The organism is Spirosoma rhododendri (assembly GCF_012849055.1).
Lineage (GTDB): Bacteria > Bacteroidota > Bacteroidia > Cytophagales > Spirosomataceae > Spirosoma > Spirosoma rhododendri.
Map to the genome: position 1 here is coordinate 1,268,528 of NZ_CP051677.1, position 18,064 is coordinate 1,286,591.

General features: G+C 56.5%; 15 protein-coding genes. 6 read left to right on the forward strand and 9 right to left on the reverse strand.

The features are described 5' to 3' along the window. Position 1 precedes the first annotated feature (1 nt). The 8 genes from HH216_RS05000 to HH216_RS05035 form a co-directional block, all read right to left on the reverse strand. On the reverse strand, positions 2-2,098 hold the full coding sequence (locus HH216_RS05000) for a ComEA family DNA-binding protein (protein ID WP_169549797.1): 2,097 nt from the start codon (positions 2,096-2,098) through the stop codon (positions 2-4). A gap of 340 nt (positions 2,099-2,438) precedes the next feature. Beyond that, positions 2,439-5,315 carry a M16 family metallopeptidase gene (locus tag HH216_RS05005; protein ID WP_169549798.1) on the reverse strand — a complete coding sequence of 959 codons (2,877 nt, stop codon included), beginning with the start codon at positions 5,313-5,315 and terminating at the stop codon, positions 2,439-2,441. Between the two features lie 37 nt (positions 5,316-5,352). Further along, positions 5,353-5,688, reverse strand: coding sequence for a type II toxin-antitoxin system RelE/ParE family toxin (locus HH216_RS05010; RefSeq protein WP_169549799.1), 336 nt, complete (start codon positions 5,686-5,688; stop codon positions 5,353-5,355). After that, on the reverse strand, positions 5,678-5,902 hold the full coding sequence (locus HH216_RS05015; protein WP_169549800.1) for a hypothetical protein: 225 nt from the start codon (positions 5,900-5,902) through the stop codon (positions 5,678-5,680). The genes HH216_RS05010 and HH216_RS05015 overlap by 11 nt, the downstream gene beginning before the upstream one ends. Positions 5,903-5,961: 59 nt before the next feature. Next, positions 5,962-7,116: an acyltransferase family protein gene (locus tag HH216_RS05020; RefSeq protein WP_169549801.1), complete on the reverse strand. Its 1,155-nt coding sequence runs from the start codon at positions 7,114-7,116 to the stop codon at positions 5,962-5,964. A gap of 78 nt (positions 7,117-7,194) precedes the next feature. After that, positions 7,195-7,968: a hypothetical protein gene (locus HH216_RS05025; RefSeq protein ID WP_169549802.1), complete on the reverse strand. Its 774-nt coding sequence runs from the start codon at positions 7,966-7,968 to the stop codon at positions 7,195-7,197. A 152-nt stretch (positions 7,969-8,120) separates the two neighbouring features. After that, positions 8,121-10,094, reverse strand: coding sequence for a glucosamine-6-phosphate deaminase (locus HH216_RS05030; protein ID WP_169549803.1), 1,974 nt, complete (start codon positions 10,092-10,094; stop codon positions 8,121-8,123). A 125-nt stretch (positions 10,095-10,219) separates the two neighbouring features. Next, positions 10,220-11,368 (reverse strand): Gfo/Idh/MocA family protein, encoded by a 1,149-nt coding sequence (locus tag HH216_RS05035; RefSeq protein WP_169549804.1) that lies wholly within the window; start codon positions 11,366-11,368, stop codon positions 10,220-10,222. 44 nt (positions 11,369-11,412) lie between these two features. Here HH216_RS05035 and HH216_RS05040 point away from each other — a divergent pair, with 44 nt between their 5' ends. Genes HH216_RS05040 through def form a run of 3 tightly spaced genes read left to right on the forward strand, consistent with a single transcriptional unit; the run spans position 11,413 to position 13,110 of the window. Continuing rightward, the gene (locus tag HH216_RS05040; protein WP_254448689.1) at positions 11,413-12,045 is read left to right on the forward strand and encodes a nucleotidyltransferase family protein; all 633 of its coding nucleotides are present in this window, start codon (positions 11,413-11,415) and stop codon (positions 12,043-12,045) included. A 50-nt stretch (positions 12,046-12,095) separates the two neighbouring features. Next, complete coding sequence (gene ruvX / locus HH216_RS05045) at positions 12,096-12,518, forward strand: Holliday junction resolvase RuvX (RefSeq protein ID WP_169549805.1); 423 nt, start codon at positions 12,096-12,098, stop codon at positions 12,516-12,518. Positions 12,519-12,537: 19 nt separating this feature from the next. Next, a complete protein-coding gene (gene def / locus HH216_RS05050; RefSeq protein WP_169549806.1) occupies positions 12,538-13,110 on the forward strand; it encodes a peptide deformylase in 573 nt (190 codons plus the stop codon). A gap of 171 nt (positions 13,111-13,281) precedes the next feature. On the opposite strand, the gene HH216_RS05055 is transcribed toward def, so the two are convergent. Then, the gene (locus tag HH216_RS05055) at positions 13,282-14,016 is read right to left on the reverse strand and encodes a 3-keto-disaccharide hydrolase (protein ID WP_169549807.1); all 735 of its coding nucleotides are present in this window, start codon (positions 14,014-14,016) and stop codon (positions 13,282-13,284) included. Between the two features lie 141 nt (positions 14,017-14,157). Between HH216_RS05055 and HH216_RS05060 the strand changes: the two genes are divergently transcribed. The 3 genes from HH216_RS05060 (at position 14,158) to HH216_RS05070 (ending at position 18,033) form a co-directional block, all read left to right on the forward strand. Continuing rightward, on the forward strand, positions 14,158-14,952 hold the full coding sequence (locus HH216_RS05060; protein ID WP_169549808.1) for an amidohydrolase: 795 nt from the start codon (positions 14,158-14,160) through the stop codon (positions 14,950-14,952). Positions 14,953-15,045: 93 nt separating this feature from the next. Further along, a complete protein-coding gene (locus HH216_RS05065) occupies positions 15,046-16,401 on the forward strand; it encodes a sugar porter family MFS transporter (RefSeq protein ID WP_169549809.1) in 1,356 nt (451 codons plus the stop codon). Between the two features lie 102 nt (positions 16,402-16,503). Continuing rightward, entirely contained in the window at positions 16,504-18,033 is a 1,530-nt protein-coding gene (locus HH216_RS05070) for a DUF4301 family protein (RefSeq protein WP_169549810.1), read from the forward strand. Positions 18,034-18,064: the final 31 nt, after the last annotated feature.

The window sequence follows — 18,064 nt, forward strand, 5'->3', positions numbered from 1 at the left end:
GTCAAAACCGCCACCGAGCCTGCACTTTAATCTCCGACCGGTGGGGCGCGTTGATCTGATCGAGACCGGTTCCGACAGTTTTCAAACCGAAGAAATCGGAACGTGCCCAGCGCACCCACACGTCGAGGTGTCGACTCAGGCTATACTGCGCCAGCAGATAATGCCGGACACCTTCATTGAAATAGGCCGGAAACGAGAAAGCGTACAGCACATCGCGTTCGTAAACGTACTGCCGGGAATCATAGTCTTTCGTATTAAAAAAAGCGACCCGGCTCGACAAACTCAGCCGTCGCCAGTCGAAGGTGGCGTCCTGAATTAGCGCGAAACCGTGCGATGCAGATTGCCCCGTGTACTGAAACATCCCCCACTGCGCCCGCGAACGCATCGTCAGTCCCGGCACAGGGCGATACTCCGCATTGAGAGCCAAATTCCGCCGAGCGGTACCGATGACATTGGTCGAACTAGACCGATTCTTCTCTTTGTATTCATCGTGAAAAATTAGGTAGTACGCAGACTGTCGGTTGGGTGCGTAACGAGCCTGTAGCAAATAGTCGAACCCAAGCGACGACGCGCTGACCAAGTATTTTTGCCATGGAAAGCGGAAGTAGTCGACGAAACCGCTCAGCGTTAGTTTCCGATACACGGTATATTTCAGCCCGGCATACGCGCCTGTTTCGTTGATCGTCCGGCTGCCCTCGCTAAACCCGTTGGCGTAGAACGAGTGGAAATTGCGGTCGTAGTGGCGGAACAACAGTGCCAGATCGAGTTTGCGGCTCAGGCTGGCCAACGCACCCGCAACGGCTCCCACACCTCCGCTATTTGTCTGCGATCCTGCACTGTAAGCCAGTTCGCCGAACAGATTCCAGTTATGCCGGACATAGCCGCCGTGCAGCCCCACCACCCGGTTATCCGTCCCCCAGAACTCGTAGTTATTGTAGGTCTGCGACCGCTTTTTGAGTTCGACACCAAATTGCGTTTGCAGCACCGTCAGCCCCAGTTGCAGTTGGTTTCGGCTGTGGTACAGCAGGTGCGCGCCTATATTGGTTTCCGGCAAACTGCCCCGGTCGGCTAATTCAGCATCCGTTCGGTGCAGCCCCGACATTTGTAGCGATGTGACCTGTAACTCTTCGCTCAGGCTATCTGGGTCAACGTCTATGGTATTAGCGTCGCGCCGAACGTGCGATGCCAGCAGGGTTAGGTCGAGGTTGCGGTGAATGGCGTAGGTAGCGGCACCGCCCCGGAAATAGCCGGACTCTGTCAGCGAGGTGTACGGGCGAATGCCCAGCGTTGGTCGGCGGACGGTCTGCACGGTTTCGGCACTCTTGCCCAACACAAACCCCGCCGACAACACCAGCCCCTGCCCCACCTGCAACTGGTAATCGCCGATGATGATGTTTCGCCAGCGGCCCCGGTTCTGTAGCTGGGCGTGCATCGATACAAAGTCGAACCCGTATCGTCGTTGGGCAGGCTCCCACGCCATTCGTTCGCCCGCGTCTTTCTCCATCGTCAGCCCGACGCTGAATGTACGGGGACGGCTATAGCGGTAGCGCACAAACCACTGCTGCGGATTGCCCAGGTAGCGCACCGGCAGTTTGCCGTTCTTATCGGGCGATGCATCAGAAAACCCTTTTTGCTGCTCCAGAATGCGCTCGTGCCGGACTATCAGGTAGTGATCGGTAGGATTGGGTAAACCGCCCAACAGATCCCGGCTGCCACTGACAGCAACGAACGGCAGCATCCGCCGGATGGTGGGCAGATCGAAGCCGGGGACAGCCTGTAGTTCGTACAGCGACAGCAAATCGCCCTGCGTCTGCCGATAGTCGAGCAGATTGCTCAACTGTGATTCCGACAGCAGGTAGGTAGCCGACAGTTCGTCGCGGGTGGCGGTGTTGAGATCGAGCGGGCTGGCGTAGAGCTGCGTTAGCGCGTCGTACACGGCTTCGTAGTTGACGCCTTCGGTCTGCGTTGGGAAAAGGTCCTGTAAATAGCGACCGACAGCATCGATACGGCGGTCGTTGGGTCGGAAGGGGGTTTCGTTCTGCGCCAGCGTCGGAGCCGCGAAGCAGCACCCAACCAGCAGCAGCCAGACAGTTCGCACAGTAATTCAGATCAAGTTACGGAACGCACCCACCCGGCGGGGTGCGGAATAGCCTGAAACGAAAAGCGTTCGAACGTTGGTGAGATAGTAACTACATGACGCTCAGAAGAGGTGAAAGTGACAGAATTTACTAGAAAAAAGAGTTGGGTTCGTTTACCCCCCAGCCCCCTGAAGGGGGAGCAGTTCATGCGCAGAGTGCTCCCCCTTCAGGGGGCTGGGGGGTAAACGGACCAGCACTTGATAACATCGCTAGGAAGATATCCACAAAAAAAGGTGAGACGAAAACGATAGCCTGCGCCAGCGTCTTTCATCTCACCTCTTTTTCTTTCCTCTTCAGCCTTTACTTCCCGGCTTCTACTTTCTTCTCCGGCAGCAGGACGAATTTGGCGTAGTTGGCACCCAGGTATTTGTTGGCCGATGCCTTTGTACTGTCTACCGTTACTTTGTTCAGTTGCTGATCTTCGCGCAGCACTTCGTCAGGCGCGTCGCCGTTGACGAACTGATTTTGCAGATATCCCAGCCAAAACTGATTGTCTTTCAGTTGCAGTTCGGTTTCGCGCCGTGTTTCGGCCTTGAACTTGGCGATGTCGGCAGGGTCCGCACCTTTCGATTTCAGATTAGCGATCAGTTCCTGCGTCTTCGCGATCAGCTTATCGACGTTCTCCGGACCGCAACCGAAGCTGATGCGGAACGTGTAGCGCGGCACCGGATTCTTGCTGTACGACGCACTGGCGTTAACACCATAGACCCCACTCTCCTGCTCGCGCAGTTGCTCGATCAGTTTGATTTCCAGCACTTCGGCCAACGCATCAAGCTGCGTCGTGTTCTCGGGCGACCAGTTCAGATCACCGCTATACACCAGTTGCACCGTTGCTTTCGGGTCGACGCCTTTGTACACCGTTTTGCTGATCTGCCCGCTCGGAATGCGGATACCCAGATCACGAAATTTTTCGTCCTTACCCGTCGACGGCAGACCACCGAGGTACTTTTCGACCAGCGGTTTCAGCTTCGCTTCATCGACGTTACCGACGAAGAAAAACGTGAAGTCGCCCGCATTGGCGAAACGTTCCTGATAAATCTTCAGCGACTTATCGAGATCGATTTTGTCCAGATCGGCGGGTTGCAGCGGCTGACGGCGGGGGTTGTTGGCCCCCAGCGTTACCTGTACCGTATCTTGGAAAACTCGTGCCGGGGTTGGTGTGTTGATCTGATTCTGCAACGCGCTCCGCTGATTCGACAGGAAGCCTTTTACCACGTCGGCGTCTTTGCGGGGCTGTGTAAAGTAGCTGTACAGCAGTTGCAGGGCCGTTTCGAGGTCTTTGGGGGCCGTGCTGCCGCTGACACCTTCGTTCAGTTCGCTGATGTACGGAAACACGCTCACCTGCTTACCGGCCAGAAACTTGCCGAGCTGCACCTGATTGTACGCGCCCGTGCCGCCCATCGCCGTCACCGTCGACGCGAAGCGGGCCGAGGTGTAGTCGTTGAGGTCATAGAGCGAGGTGCCGCCGAAGCTCGTGCCGCTGAACAGAATCTGGTCGTTTTTAAAATCGGTGGGTTTAACAACCACTTTTACGCCGTTTTTCAGCGTCCATTCCGTTACGCCAATGTCCTTGATCTGCTTCGTGTCGACTATCGGCGCAGGCGTCGGTTGTTTGGCGAGCAGGGGCGCGTCGAGGGTTTTGTCTTCGTAGGCGGTCAGGCCCTTGCCCGCGTCGTCGATGTAGCCAATGATCTGCTCGACGGTCGGCAGTTTGTCTTTATCCTTCTCCGGGGCCATCACGATTACGGCCCGGTTGTCGTTGTGAATAAACTGATCGACCAGCTCGTTTACCTCCGTCAGCTTGACGCCCGGCATCTCCTTTTTCAGGAAATTGTAGTAGAAGTCGATGCTGGTGTACGGCTCTTTGTCGGTGAAATTACGGACGTATTCTTCCACGAAGCTGGCCGAGCGGGTCTTGGTTCGTTCGCTGTAGGCCTGCTCCACGTTCGTCAGAAACTCCTGCTTAGCCCGCTCCAGTTCGGTTGGGGTAAAGCCGAATTGCTTCACGCGGGCGTTTTCGTTGAGCACCGCCCGGATCGCCTTCTCAACATTCCCTTCTTTAGCCACCGCAATCGACGTGAACGCATCCAGATTACCGAGGAAGTCGCTGTAGTTGCTGTAGCCACCCAGAAACGGCGGGTCAGCCTGCTGGGTTAGTTCCTGAATCCGGTTGCCGAGCATGGTGTTGAACAGCCCCCGCTTGACGCCTTCGCGCAGGTCGTTCAGCGTCTTGTCTTTCACCCCTTCGCGCTTGTAGATCACCTGCACAATCGTGTTTGGCTGCTCGGTATCGGTCACGATGGCGACTTTCGTGTCTTTATTACCCGGAATCGTGTACTCGGTGCGGGGCTTCGGGTTGGCCGGTTCGGGAATACGCCCGAACTTCTCGCGGATAATTCCCTCGACCTGTTTGATGTCGAAATCACCCACGGCAATCACGGCCATCAGGCTGGGGCGATACCAGTCTTTGTAGAATTGGCGGAGCGTTTCGGGCTTGAATGTCGTGAGTACCTGCTCGGTCCCGATGGGCAGGCGGTTGGCGTAGCGCGAATCGTTGAGCAGCACCGGAAAGTATTTGTCGCGCATCCGCTGACCGGCACCCCGCCCCAGCCGACGCTCTTCCAGCACGACCCCCCGCTCCTTCTCTACCTCAGCCGGGTCGATGGTTGCGTTGTGCGCCCAGTCTTCCAGAATCTGAAATGCCTGCCGGAACACCCGCTGCGAATCTGTCGGGACGGGCAGTTGGTACACCGTCTCGTCGAAGCTTGTGTACGCGTTCAGGTCGGCCCCAAAGCGGATACCCGACGATTGCAGGACGTTGACGAGTTCGTTCTTCGGAAAATTCTTCGTGCCGTTAAACTCCATATGTTCCATGAAGTGCGCTAGTCCCTGCTGCTCGTCGGTTTCCAGCACCGACCCCGCCTTCACAACCAGCCGAAGTTCAGCCCGGTTACGCGGTTCGGCGTTTTTGCGGATGTAGTAGGTCAGTCCGTTCGGCAGTTTACCCACCTTCACAGACGGGTCGGTTGGAATGGCCTGACTGAGGTTGACGGGTGACGCGGATGCGGTCGGTTTGGCCGCCGTTTTTCCAGTTGTGGATTTCGGTTTGGGCGTTGTTTGGCCCATTGCCAGCGTGGCGCTGATGACGAGCGCGACCGGCAATATGCGTTTGATCATAGGGATTGGATTGAGTTTATTAGGCGAGTACGGGTAATTATTGATCCGAATCGAGTTCGCCGAGTAGCGCGTCCAGTTCACCCTCATCCAGATTTTCTTTTTCTGATTTGTCGTAAATAGAAAGCAGATAGATGGTCTCAGCGTCCACGTAGACATAGGTTATAACCCGCGCACCGCCTGACTTCCCTTTTCTTTTGCTTTTTATAGCCAGCCTGATTTTATAGCAGTTTTTACCAATCGCCGTACCCAGTTCAGGTTGCTTACGAAGCTCATTCACTAATACCTGTATGTCAGCTTTTAATGAGATGTACTTTTTCGCAAGCCTTTTGGCCTGACGGTCGAATACAGAAATCGTCTCGATACTATAGCTCATCAAGAAGATTTTCCACAGGGCGACTCTTCATCTTTCCCTTTCGTACAAGATTCATTTCATTGACTGCCTGCCGGATCTCCGCTTTGAGCTGCTCTTTCGACGGCTCACATTCAGCTGTACTATCGTCAGCAATCACTTGTACGAAATCTAAACTTTCAATCAACTCCATGAAAAAGGCCGCTTTTGTATCGGATATCTGAAGTGTGCATTGCATAGCCGTATGCGTTTTCTCTATAACGAAGGTACAACAGTTTGTGCGCTGATTTGAATCGATTATACTTTGATAATGACGTTCTTCCGGTACAGCCACCACAGCACGACGAACCAGATCAGGACAAACGTCAGCGCCCCCGCCAGTGAAGCATTACGCGGGTCGGTGAAGGGGGGCGCGATGATGTGCCGAAACAGATATGTTTGCAAACTCACGTCGTGACCATCGGCTTCAGCGACTTTCAGCATACCCAGCACTCGCGGGATTAGTCCCGACAGGAAAAAGACCGTGATAGCGTTGACGCCGAAGGCCACCAGCGGCAACGCGCCCCGGCGGTACTGCTTAACGTCGATAAACCAGTAAAACAAGGCTAATCCCAGCATGGCCAGGCCACCCGCCAGCATCACGTAAGAGCTTGTCCAGAGGGCTTTGTTGATCGGGAAGAAGCCATCCCAGCACAGCCCGGCCAGCGCGGTCAGGCAACCGGCCGCAAACAGCCCCGCCACCCGCTCGGCCGCGCCTATGTCGGTTCGGCGGAGCCAGTTACCCGTCAGCATCCCCAGCAGGCCCGTACCCACGGCGGGGAGGGTGCTCAGCATACCTTCCGGATCCCAGACTTTGGCGGGTTTGTAGACGTGTGCCGGGGTCAGGATCGTGCGGTCGAGCCAGGCCGCGAGGTTGATTTCGGGTTCGAGATTGGCGTACCCCACACCCGGTACCGGCACCAGCGTCATCAGGCCCCAATAGCCAACCAGAATAGCCAGCAGCAGGTAGAGCTGCTGCCGGGGCGTGGTGCGGAGAAAGACCAGCGAACAGACTAGATACACCAGCGCGATACGTTGCAGCACGCCCGGAATCCGCACCGTCAGGAGGTTGAATTTGGGGAAGAAGTTTAGAAACAGCCCCAGCAGGAACAGCGTCGCGCTACGTTTGATGATCTTCCCAACCAGCCCCCGGCTATTGCCCGGTTGCCCCAGCGCAAACGTGATCGACACACCGACGATGAACAGGAAAAACGGAAAAATAAGGTCGGTGGGCGTCCAGCCGTGCCAGTGCGCGTGTTCGAGGGGCGGGTAGATGTGGCCCCAGTCGCCGGGATTGTTGACCAGAATCATGCAGGCCACCGTAAGGCCGCGAAACGCATCGAGCGAAAGCAGGCGGGCGGGGCGCGGCGATTCGGGCGTCAGAAGACCCTGGGGCGTCAGACTTGGTTGCATACGATTCAGGCTACGGCGTCGACCGACGCACAGACCCGAACTTAGCGATTGTCGTCCGGAATTCCGCCGGGGAATACCCTACCGGAACACCTTCACCAGCTTTTTTTCCAGATCGGCTTCCAGCTTCAGCAAGCCCTCCGAGTTGGGCAGGTAGGTCAGGGCGCGGTGGTGCCGCAGGTCGAACGGAATATCGGCCACCGATTGCGTAATCGGGATCACCAGCTTACCCAGCGTGTGGGCAACGCCGGTTTCGTAGAACACGTTGGGGTTCCGGTCGGTGAAGTCGGTCAGGACGGCGCGGGCGGTGAAGATCAGGTCGAACACATCCTGAATCAAAATGCTGTTTTCCCAGATGTCGTCGGCCCGGCGGCACTCAATACCGAGCTTGTTGCAGACGTTCCGAATGGCGTTGTACGTACCGGCAAACCGGCTTTCAAACGGCATCATTACCGACAGTACGTTGGGCTCGACGGTTTTGTCGGGAATCTGAAACACATCGGGCGCAAACGTAACGATACGCTCCGGCAATCGCCCCGACGCCGTCGAGACAAACCGCGCTTCAACGGGCTGCGGGTAATTTGTCCGGATTTTCTGCTCCTCGACGTACCGCTCCAGCTCCGCCAGGTTCGCGGCCCCGACGTTCACAATTTTCGAGAGCACTTGCAGGCTGTTGCCGTCGTAATCGTCATCGTGGAAGTCGAGGCTTTTGAGCAGACGCGGGTGATCTTCGAGCAACTCAACGGTATCGGTCAGGTGGGCCACGCGGAACCAGTCTGACTTGGTGAAGTGGTTGCGCGCGAACTCGTGTACGGCAAAAAGCCGGGTCGTGCGCTGTTTATGTTTACTCGTCATTGCAGGGCTGTCTTGTGTGTTACAGGCTGGTATGAGAGCAATTATAATACAACTATTATATATTTCTACGCTTTCGGTTTAATTTATAACATAAAAAAGGGCTGAAACGCGCCATGGTGGCGCGCTTCAGCCCTCCGTTGGTATACACTAGCTTAGTATTTCCAGCGCACGTAGGCTTCCATCGCTTCGTATTCGGCCAAACCAAGCCGGTTGTAGAGCGCGGCCGTGCCCCGGTTGCGCTCTTCGGCCCGTTGCCAGAATTCGCGGGCGTCGGTACCCTGATACACCACGCCATCTTTCTGCGACTGGTGCTTGAAGATACCAAGCCGCTTCTTCATCACCTGATCGGGCGACATCGGCACGGCCATTTCAATTTCGTGGATGTCCCACTCTGCCCAGGCACCCCGGTAGAGCCACACCCAGCAATCCTGCATGAAATCCTTGTCTTTCAACCGCCGAACGGCTTCCATCACCGCATCCAGACAAACCTTGTGCGTTCCGTGCGGATCGGCCAGATCACCGGCTGCGTAAATCTGCTGCGGCTTGATTTCTTCGATCAAATCCATCACGATCTGCACGTCGGCTTCGCCCAGCGGCTTTTTCGCCACCGTACCGGTTTCGTAGAACGGCATATTCATGAAGTGCGCGTTCTCGATGGGGATACCGACAAACCGGCAAGTCGCTTTGGCTTCGCCCATACGAATCAGCCCTTTGATGTACCGTACTTCGGGCGTATCGACTTCAGAATCTTTCTTGTCGCGCAGAAACTCGGCGGCATCTTCAAAAATGCGCGAAGCCTCAGGGCTGTCGATGCCGAATTTGCTGTTGAAATCGACTACGAAATCGGCAAAACGCAGGGCTTCATCGTCGGCCACGGCAATGTTGCCCGACGTCTGGTAGCCCACGTGTACATCGTGCCCCTGGTCGACCAAGCGCTGGAATGTGCCGCCCATCGAGATGATGTCATCGTCGGGGTGAGGGCTGAAAATCAGGCAGCGTTTGTGGGCTGGTTTTGCCCGTTCGGGGCGGTTGGTATCGTCGGCATTTGGTTTGCCACCGGGCCAGCCCGTGATCGTGTGCTGAAGCTGGTTGAACACGTCGATGTTGATGTCGTACGCCTGCCCCGACAGCGCGAGCAGATCGCTCATGCCGTTGTCGTTGTAGTCGCGGTCGGTCAGCTTCAGAATGGGTTTGTTGAGGGCCAGCGACAGGTAGGTCACGGCCTTCTTCTTCATGCTGTTGTCCCACACCACCGAATCAACCAGCCACGGCGCTTTCATCCGCGTCAGCTGCGACGCAGCGGCCTCGTCGATTACGAATAGCGCGTTGGGGTGCGTTTGCAGGTACGACGCCGGGTTCAGTTCCGTGACGACACCTTCCAGCGCTTCCTGAATAACGGGAGCTTTGCGCTCACCCCAGGCCATCAGCACAACACGCTTGGCATTCAGAATGCTGGCAACGCCCATCGTGATCGCTTTGCGTGGCGTTTTCGGCAGCCCGCCGAAGTCACTCGATGCAGCGGCCCGCGTCGAGTTGTCGAGCATCATCAGGCGGGTGTGCGAGTTAATCAGCGACCCCGGTTCGTTGAAACCGATGTGGCCGTTACCGCCAATACCCAGCAACTGAAAATCGAGTCCGCCAGCGGCTTCGATCTTGGCTTCGTACTGCTTTGAAAACTCAGCAACTTCGTCGGTACGAACGGTACCGTCGGGAACGTGGTAGTTGCCAGTCGGAATGTCGACGAGATCAAAAAGCTGCTCCCGCATAAACCGCCAGTAACTCTGCACGGAATCGGGTTCCATCGGGTAGTATTCGTCCAGGTTGAACGAAACAACGTTCTGGAAACTCAGCCCTTCTTCGCGGTGCATCCGGACCAGCTCGGCGTAAACCGTCTTGGGCGACGAACCCGTCGCCAGACCCAGCACTGCCTGCTTGCCTTCGCGCTGTTTCGACCGAATCAACTCGGCAATTTCGTGTGCTACGGCCCGGCTGGCGTTCTTCGCGTCAGCGTAGATATGGGTCGGAATTTTTTCGTAGGTAATAGCCGACTGAATTGGCCCTCCCGCAGGCGGATACCCAGCTACCTGCCCATCGGAACCGTTGAGTACCAGAGACTCCGTAGTCATATTCGGTTGTGTACAGCGTTATGTGAAGCGGCAAAGTTGGCAAAAAATCGGGGCACTATCCAGCCAATGCCCACAGAGACAGGCATATTTTTAAAATTTTTTATCAATTGAGCCGTTACGCCCGGTTAGTGCCCCTGTCGAGCCAGCGAATCAGCCTCGGTGGCGGTAACCAGTGACTCCAGCCCGTTGCTTTCCGCGACAATCCGGTGCGTGTTTGGGTAATGAATCGCGCTTGCCTGATCACGGAACATCAGCCGCAGCAGTTCGCTGTAGATGTGTTGCTTCTCGTCGCCAAAACCGGCCTTCAGTTCGATCTGCTGGTACGCGTCGAAGGTCTTGTGCCGCCCTTTCAGCGTCCGGTCGGACCCGCCGATGTTGGCCGTTACATTGAGTTGCGCGCCGGGGAAAAGGTCCATCAGGGCGCGGGTCGTTTCTTCGTCGGCGACGCAGCGCATCACCATGCGAGTCGGCACCCATTCGTACAGCGTGATGTCGCCCCGTTCGAATAGTAACCTCATCTCCTGCCGGTCCATGCGCCCCGTCTGTGTAAAGCCGTGGTAGAAATTGACAAGCTTCTTGCCAGTTTCGTCGTCACCATATTCAACGGTAGCCTGCACCTGATCTTCAATGTCGTTGCTATCCGGCCGTTTTACGATCTGCGCGGAAACGACGGTACCCTTGCCGAGCCAGCCCGCGAACATATCGAAGAAGTGAACGCCGTGCTCGATGAAAATACCGCCCGACTTGCTGCGATCCCAGAACCAGTGTTCGGGTGACAGTCCTTCATCGCCCGCGTAGTTTTCGAAATAGCCGTGCAGAAATTCGCCCAGCAGCTTTTTGTCGATCAGGTGTTTTACCCGCGCAAACATTGGGTTGTAGCGTTGCATCAGGTTCGTTACCATCAGCAGCCCCTTGCTGGCAGCCAGTTCAAGCATTTCGCGGCCCTGCTCGGGGTTCATCGCCAGTGGCTTCTCGCAGATTACGTGTTTACCCGCGTTCAGGGCCAGTTTGCTTTGCTCGTAGTGCAGAAACGGCGGGGTTGCGATGTAGATCAGGTCGACGTCGGGGTGATTGACTAACTGCTCCAGCGTTTCCAGTTGCTCGGCTCCAAAGCGTTTAGCCGTCGCGATGGCTTCTTCCCGCTTCGAGCCAGCAATGGCCACCAGCCGCGTGTTAGGAGTTTGCAGAAACTGCTGCACGGCAAACAAACCGAAACCGCCCATACCGATTACGCCAATGCCAATTACCTTATGATCGAGTCCTTCGTGTTCCATAACGTCCTTTTTTGTTCGTAGAAACAACTTCCGGTTCGCCGTTTATGTTGGTCAATAAGAGGGAAGGTGTACAGATGGCAATTGCGACGATTATACTGGCGGCTGGTGGTTCGACCCGGCTGGGCCAGCCAAAACAACTTATTCTGGCTGACGGCGAAACGCTGGTCCGGCGCATGGCGCAGCAGGCATTGGCGTTACAGGCGGGGCCGGTCGTGGTGGTGCTGGGTGCCAGTCAGGACCGGATTAGCAACGAACTGGCTGGACTATCCGTAACGACCGTCGTAAACTCGGCCTGGTCGGAGGGAATGGCGTCGTCGCTACGGGTGGGCCTGCGGGCAATCGACTGGGAAACGACCGACGCGTTTCTGGTGATGCTGACCGATCAGCCCTACGTAACGTCGACGCTGCTCCAGCAACTTATCGACACCCGCAATCACACCGGCCGGGGGATCATCGCCAGCCGTTACGCCGAACCCGACGGGGTGCTGGGCGTACCGGCCCTGTTTGACACCCACTACCGGCGCGAATTTCTGGGCCTGACCGGCGATACCGGTGCCCGGAAACTCATTCAGCAATATGCGTCTGACTGCACCAGCGTTCCGTTTTCGCTGGCCGGCATCGATCTCGACACCCCCGCCGACCTGCGTCACTGGCAGGCGCAACAGGCAAGTCAGTAAGCCAGTTGATGTACCCAAAACAGCCCGATCCTTCGTACCTTTGCCCCCCTATGGCCCGACTCCTTGCAATCGACTTCGGCACCAAACGCACCGGCATCGCCGTTACGGACCCGCTTCAGCTAATCGCGTCGGCGCTGGAGACGGTGCCGTCGCATCAGTTGCTGGCCTACCTGAAAGCCTACGTGGAGCGCGAACCGGTCGAGGCTTTTATCGTGGGGTTGCCCAAGCGGCTCGACGGTACCGATACCGACAATACGCCCCGCGTCCGGCGGTTTGTCGAGTTGCTGCAAAAGACACTGCCCGCCATTCCAGTACACTGGCACGACGAGCGGTTTACGTCGGTGATGGCGTTGCAGGCGATGATTGCCAGCGGCAGTACCAAGAAAGACCGGCGCGACAAGGGTAATATCGACAAGGTCAGTGCCGCGATTATCCTGCAATCGTACATGGAAAGTAGCCGGCCAAGAACCTGAAAAAATTAGTTAGTAGATCATGATTCTCCCCATAATTGCCTACGGCGATCCGGTATTGCGGAAGCGGGCAAAAGAAATCGAACCCGGCTCAATCGACGTGAAAAAGTTGAGCGAGGATATGTTCGAAACCATGTATAAAGCGTCGGGCGTTGGGCTGGCGGCTCCGCAGATTGGGCAGAGCGTCCGTATGTTCGTGGTCGACGGGCAGCCGTTCAACGAAGACGAAAAAGAAGAAGACATCGACCAGTCACTGGTCGGTTTCAAGAAGGTGTTCGTCAATCCCGAAATCATCGAAGAAGCGGGCGATGACTGGGGTTTTGAAGAAGGGTGCCTGAGCATTCCCGGCATCCGGGGCGAAATTTTCCGTCCTGAAATCGTGGTCGTGCGCTATTTCGACACGGATTGGAACGAACACGAAGAGGAGTTCGACGGTATGGCCGCGCGTATCATTCAGCACGAATACGACCACCTCGACGGCAAGCTATTCACCGATTACCTACCCACCCTGCGCCGTCAGCTTATCAAGAAAAAGCTGTCTGACATCACCAAAGGCAAAACCGACGCCGAGTACCGGATGAAGTTTCCGAAGTGAGGTAACTTGGACCGGTGTAGCCTGGACGTCCGCGTCTGGGTGGGCGCGTAGCGACCAACAAAGCTGCCGCCTTACGCAGTTGCCCTGACGGGCACCCGGACGTGGACGTCCAGGCTACACATTCATTCGATTGTCTGCGGCACCACGACGGTCGCCGATTTGGTCGCGTCTCTACAACGACCGCACTTTGATGTTACGGAACCAGACGCCCGTATTCCAATCCTGCAAGCCGATGCGACCGCTGAATTTGCCGCTGGCGATGGGGGCTTTGCTGAGTTTACTGGCGGCCATACGCTGCTTCCAGTCGGCACTCGTCAGGTCGTGTTCCTGCACGGTAAAGCCGTTTATCATCACGACCAGCTTGTTTTTGCGCATCGTCACGTCCAGTTGATTCCATTCGCCAAGCGGCTTCGGCTCTTTGATACGCGCATCGGCAATGCTGAAAAAATCGCCGGAGTTGTGCGGGTGCGGCAGTTTCACGTCGCGCTGGTAGAGGTCGTCGTCGCCAATCTGCGCTTCCAGCCCTGTGTCGAAAATCTTCGGATACTTCGCGCTTTCCTGCACGAAGAAAAATACCCCGCTATTCGTGTATCGTTCGAGTTTAAATTCTGCTTTGAACGCAAAATCACCAGCGATGGGGGTGTCCGTTACCAGGTCACCGGCGTCGCGGGCTGTAGCCGCCGGCGTTTTGGGTACGTCGAGATGCAGTGCCCCTTGTTCCACTTTCCAGGATGTGGGTGTGCCTTTGCCGTTGTAGCGGTGCCAGCCTTTCAGGTCGCGCCCATCGAAGAGCAATTGCCAGCCCGCTTTCTTCTCGGATGCCGACAGGGTATTGGGTGCTTGCGCGTAGGTGTTGATCAGGGCAGAGCAAGTGAGTAGGCAAACGGCAGCGAATCGACTAAACATTGAGTTTGATAAAAATGAGTAACGTATTGTAGAAGTAAACGCTGGATTATCGGTTTCTACTGCTATTCATTGTCGTGTTTCTTTGTCTCAAACAGCATCCTGCTGTTTGCTGGTCACTTATTTTTGTTGAAACAGTCTGCTATGAACATCACCCTCCTGCAAACCGAACTCTACTGGCACGATCCCGTGGCCAACCGCGCTATGCTGGAGGAGCAGATTGCCGCCCTGCCGCAGCCCACCGACCTGATCGTATTGCCCGAAATGTTCACGACCGGCTTTACGATGGATGCCCCCACCGTAGCCGAACCCGCTAACCTGACCACCCTGCGCTGGCTGAAGCAGATAGCCGCGCAGACGGGAGCCGTTGTGACGGGTAGTTACGTGGTGCGGGAGAATGGCCCAGCCGGACCGCAGTACGCCAACCGACTAATCTGGATGCAGCCCGACGGACAATACGACGTATACGACAAACGACACCTGTTTCGGATGGCGGGCGAAGACGGTATTTACACCGCCGGGCAACGGCGCATCGTCAAAACGTGGAAAGGCTGGCGCATCTGCCCGCTGATCTGCTACGACCTGCGTTTTCCGGTGTTCAGCCGCAACGTCAGCGATACCGCCGAGCCGTTTGCCTACGACCTGCTGCTGTACGTGGCCAACTGGCCCGCTGCCCGGCGCAATGCCTGGAACGTGCTCTTGCAGGCCCGCGCCATCGAAAACCTATGCTATGTGGCGGGTGTCAACCGGGTGGGTATCGACGGTAACGGTCACCCTTACTCGGGCGATTCAGCCCTGATTAACTTCAAAGGCGAGGTGCTGTTTCGGCAGGCCGACGAAACCGTGGCACACCAGCAAACCCTGTCGCTCGACGAGCTGCAAGCGTTCCGGCAGGCGTTCCCCGCCAACCTCGACGCCGACGCGTTTACGTTGCTGTAGGAAGCGAGTTTGTAGGCTTGCGACGGCCCGGCATTCGGCTATCTTTGCCCGGCCTTTAGGCACATAACCTATGAACCCTTTCTACTTGCTACAATGGACAGGAAACTCCTGCTTACGTACGTCATCGCGGCCATAGCGGCCACGGGTGGCCTACTCTTCGGTTTCGATACCGGCGTTATCAACGTTGCGCTCCCCTTCATCAAACAGGAATGGAACCTCTCCGAAACGGCCGAAGGCTGGGTCGTCGGGGCGGTACTGGCCGGGGGCATGGCCGGTTCGCTGCTCAGCGGTCGGCTGGCCGATGGGCTGGGTCGCAAACGCATCAACATCCTGGCGGCTATCATTTTCGTAGTTGGCTCAGGCATTGCAGCGCTGGCAACCTCGCCGGGTATGCTTATCGCCGGTCGGCTTTTTCTGGGGCTGGCCATCGGTATCGTGTCGTTTTCGGTACCGCTTTACCTCGCCGAAATCGCGCCCAGTAATATCCGGGGGCGGCTGGTAACATTCTTCCAGTTGGCCATTACACTCGGCATTCTCATTTCGTACCTCTGCGGCTATGCCTTCGCCGGATATGAAAATAGCTGGCGGCTTATGTTCTGGGCGGGGTTCATTCCGGCGGCACTGCTGCTGATCGGCATGTTTTTCGTGCCCGAAAGTCCGCGCTGGCTACTTAGTAAAGGCCGCACACAGGATGCACGGACGGTACTGTTGCGACTCCACGAAACCGAAGCTGTCGACCGCGAACTGGGCCAGATCGAGCAAGCCATGAGCGACGAACGGAATCGGAAAGCCGACTGGCGCGAACTGTTCTCGGCCCGGCTTCGCATTCCGCTACTGATCGGCATAGGAATCTTCTTCATCCAGCAGTTTTCGGGTATCAACGCCGTCATTTATTATTCGACGCGCATCTTCGGCATGGCGGGTTTTGGCTCCAGCACCACCTCGATTATGGCTACGGTCGGGGTTGGGGTCGTCAACACGATCAGCACCCTGATTGCCGTTCGTTTCCTCGATCAGTGGGGGCGTAAACCCATTCTGTACGTCGGCCTGACGGGTACGGCGATTTCGCTGGCGACTATTGCAGCCGCGTTCTTTTTCCGCGAATCAATCAGTCCCGACCTGCTCAAACTCCTGTCGGTTGGTGGGGTTTACGTGTACATTATGTTCTTCGCGATCAGTCTGGGGCCAATGGGCTGGCTGCTGATTGCCGAAGTATACCCACTGCGTATTCGCGGATTTGCCACCAGCATGGGCAGCTTCTACCACTGGTTCTTCGATTTCTGGGTCAGCTTCACCTTCCCGATCATGGCCGCGACCTCGCTGGGCAACAACGGGGGTATTTTCATGATCTACACGGGCGTTGTACTGTTTGGCCTGCTGTTTACGCGTTTTCTGGTATTTGAAACCAAAGGCATGAGTCTCGAAGCCATCGAAGAACGCTGGAAGTAGTTTACCCGGCTAGTAAGCTATCCGCGATTCGTTTGCGTCGTGTAGCCTAAATCCGCAACTTGCCATCTGAGTCACCCCTCCTATTTTTTCCGTAAAGCCACTATGTCGTTTACCCAACAAGACCACGCCCAGATCGAAACACAGGGCATCCCCCTCGAAAAAATCAATCAGCAGATTCAGCACTTTGTTGATGGCTTCCCTTACCTCAACGTAATCCGGGCCGCCACCGTCGACGATGGTATCATCCGCGTCAGCGAGGATAAGCTGAACCAGTATCTGCACCAGTTCGATCAGGCGGCAGCGGAACGGGATCTGGTAAAATTCGTACCAGCGTCAGGGGCGGCCACCCGTATGTTTAAGTCGCTGTTCTCGGCCCTCGACGGCAAATCGGATAAGTCAGTAGACGGCTTTTTCGACCGCCTGCCCGACTTCGCGTTTTACGACGATCTGAAAGCAGCCATGCAAGCCGACGGCAAAAGCCTGGACGAAGCCGTTGCCGCTAACGACCGCGCAACGGTGCTGCGCTATCTGCTGGCGACGCCGGGGCTGGACTACGGCAATCTGCCCAAAGGCTTGCTGGAGTTCCACAAATACCCTGACGGGCCGCGCACGCCCGTTGAAGAGCATCTGGTGGAAGGGGCCGCTTACGCCAACTCAAACGGCGTCGTACGGATTCACTTCACCGTTTCGCCCGAACACCGCGACCGCTTTGAGAAGCTGATCGCCGACAACAAAGCGGATTACGAAGCATGGCTGGGTGTGACGTTCGACATCTCGTTTTCGGAGCAGAAAAAAGCGACGGACACGATCTCGGTGAACATGGACAACACGCCGTTCCGCAACAACGACCGCGACGGCGGCCCGGGTTCACTGCTGTTCCGCCCGGCGGGCCACGGTGCGCTGATCGAGAATCTCAATGACATCGACGCCGATATCATTTTTATCAAGAACATCGACAACGTCGTGCCCGACGAAATCAAGGAGCCGACCGTCACATACAAGAAAGTGATCGGAGCCGTGTTGCTCGATGCGCAGCAACAGATTGCCCGTTTACAGGGCCTGCTCGACATGGATACCGCTAGCGAAGGCTACATTGCCGAAGCCGACGAACTCCTGCGCCGGACACTGTTTACGCAGCCCCCGGCCGCTTATGACTCGATGACAAACGCGCAGAAACTCGATTACCTGCGTGGCAAGTTGAACCGGCCGGTACGGGTGTGCGGCATGGTGAAAAACGTGGGTGAGCCGGGCGGTGGCCCGTTCTGGGCGCGAAATACTGACGGGTCTGTTTCCCTACAAGTCGTTGAATCAGCGCAGATCGACCTGACCGACGATGAGCAGAAAACCATTTTCGACACCGCTACGCACTTCAACCCCGTTGATCTGGTGTGCGGGGTAAAAGACAGCCACGGTAAAAAATACAACCTGCCCGACTTTCGCGACCCACTGACCGGCTTCATCACAGCGAAGTCGAAAGACGGCAAGGACCTGAAAGCGCAGGAATTGCCCGGCCTGTGGAACGGTGCGATGGCGGACTGGAACACGATCTTCGTAGAGGTGCCGCTGATTACGTTCAACCCCGTCAAAACGGTCAACGACCTGCTACGGAAAGAGCACCAGCCGCAGGAGTAGAACTAAAATTGACGCCGGTCCTGAATCAGCC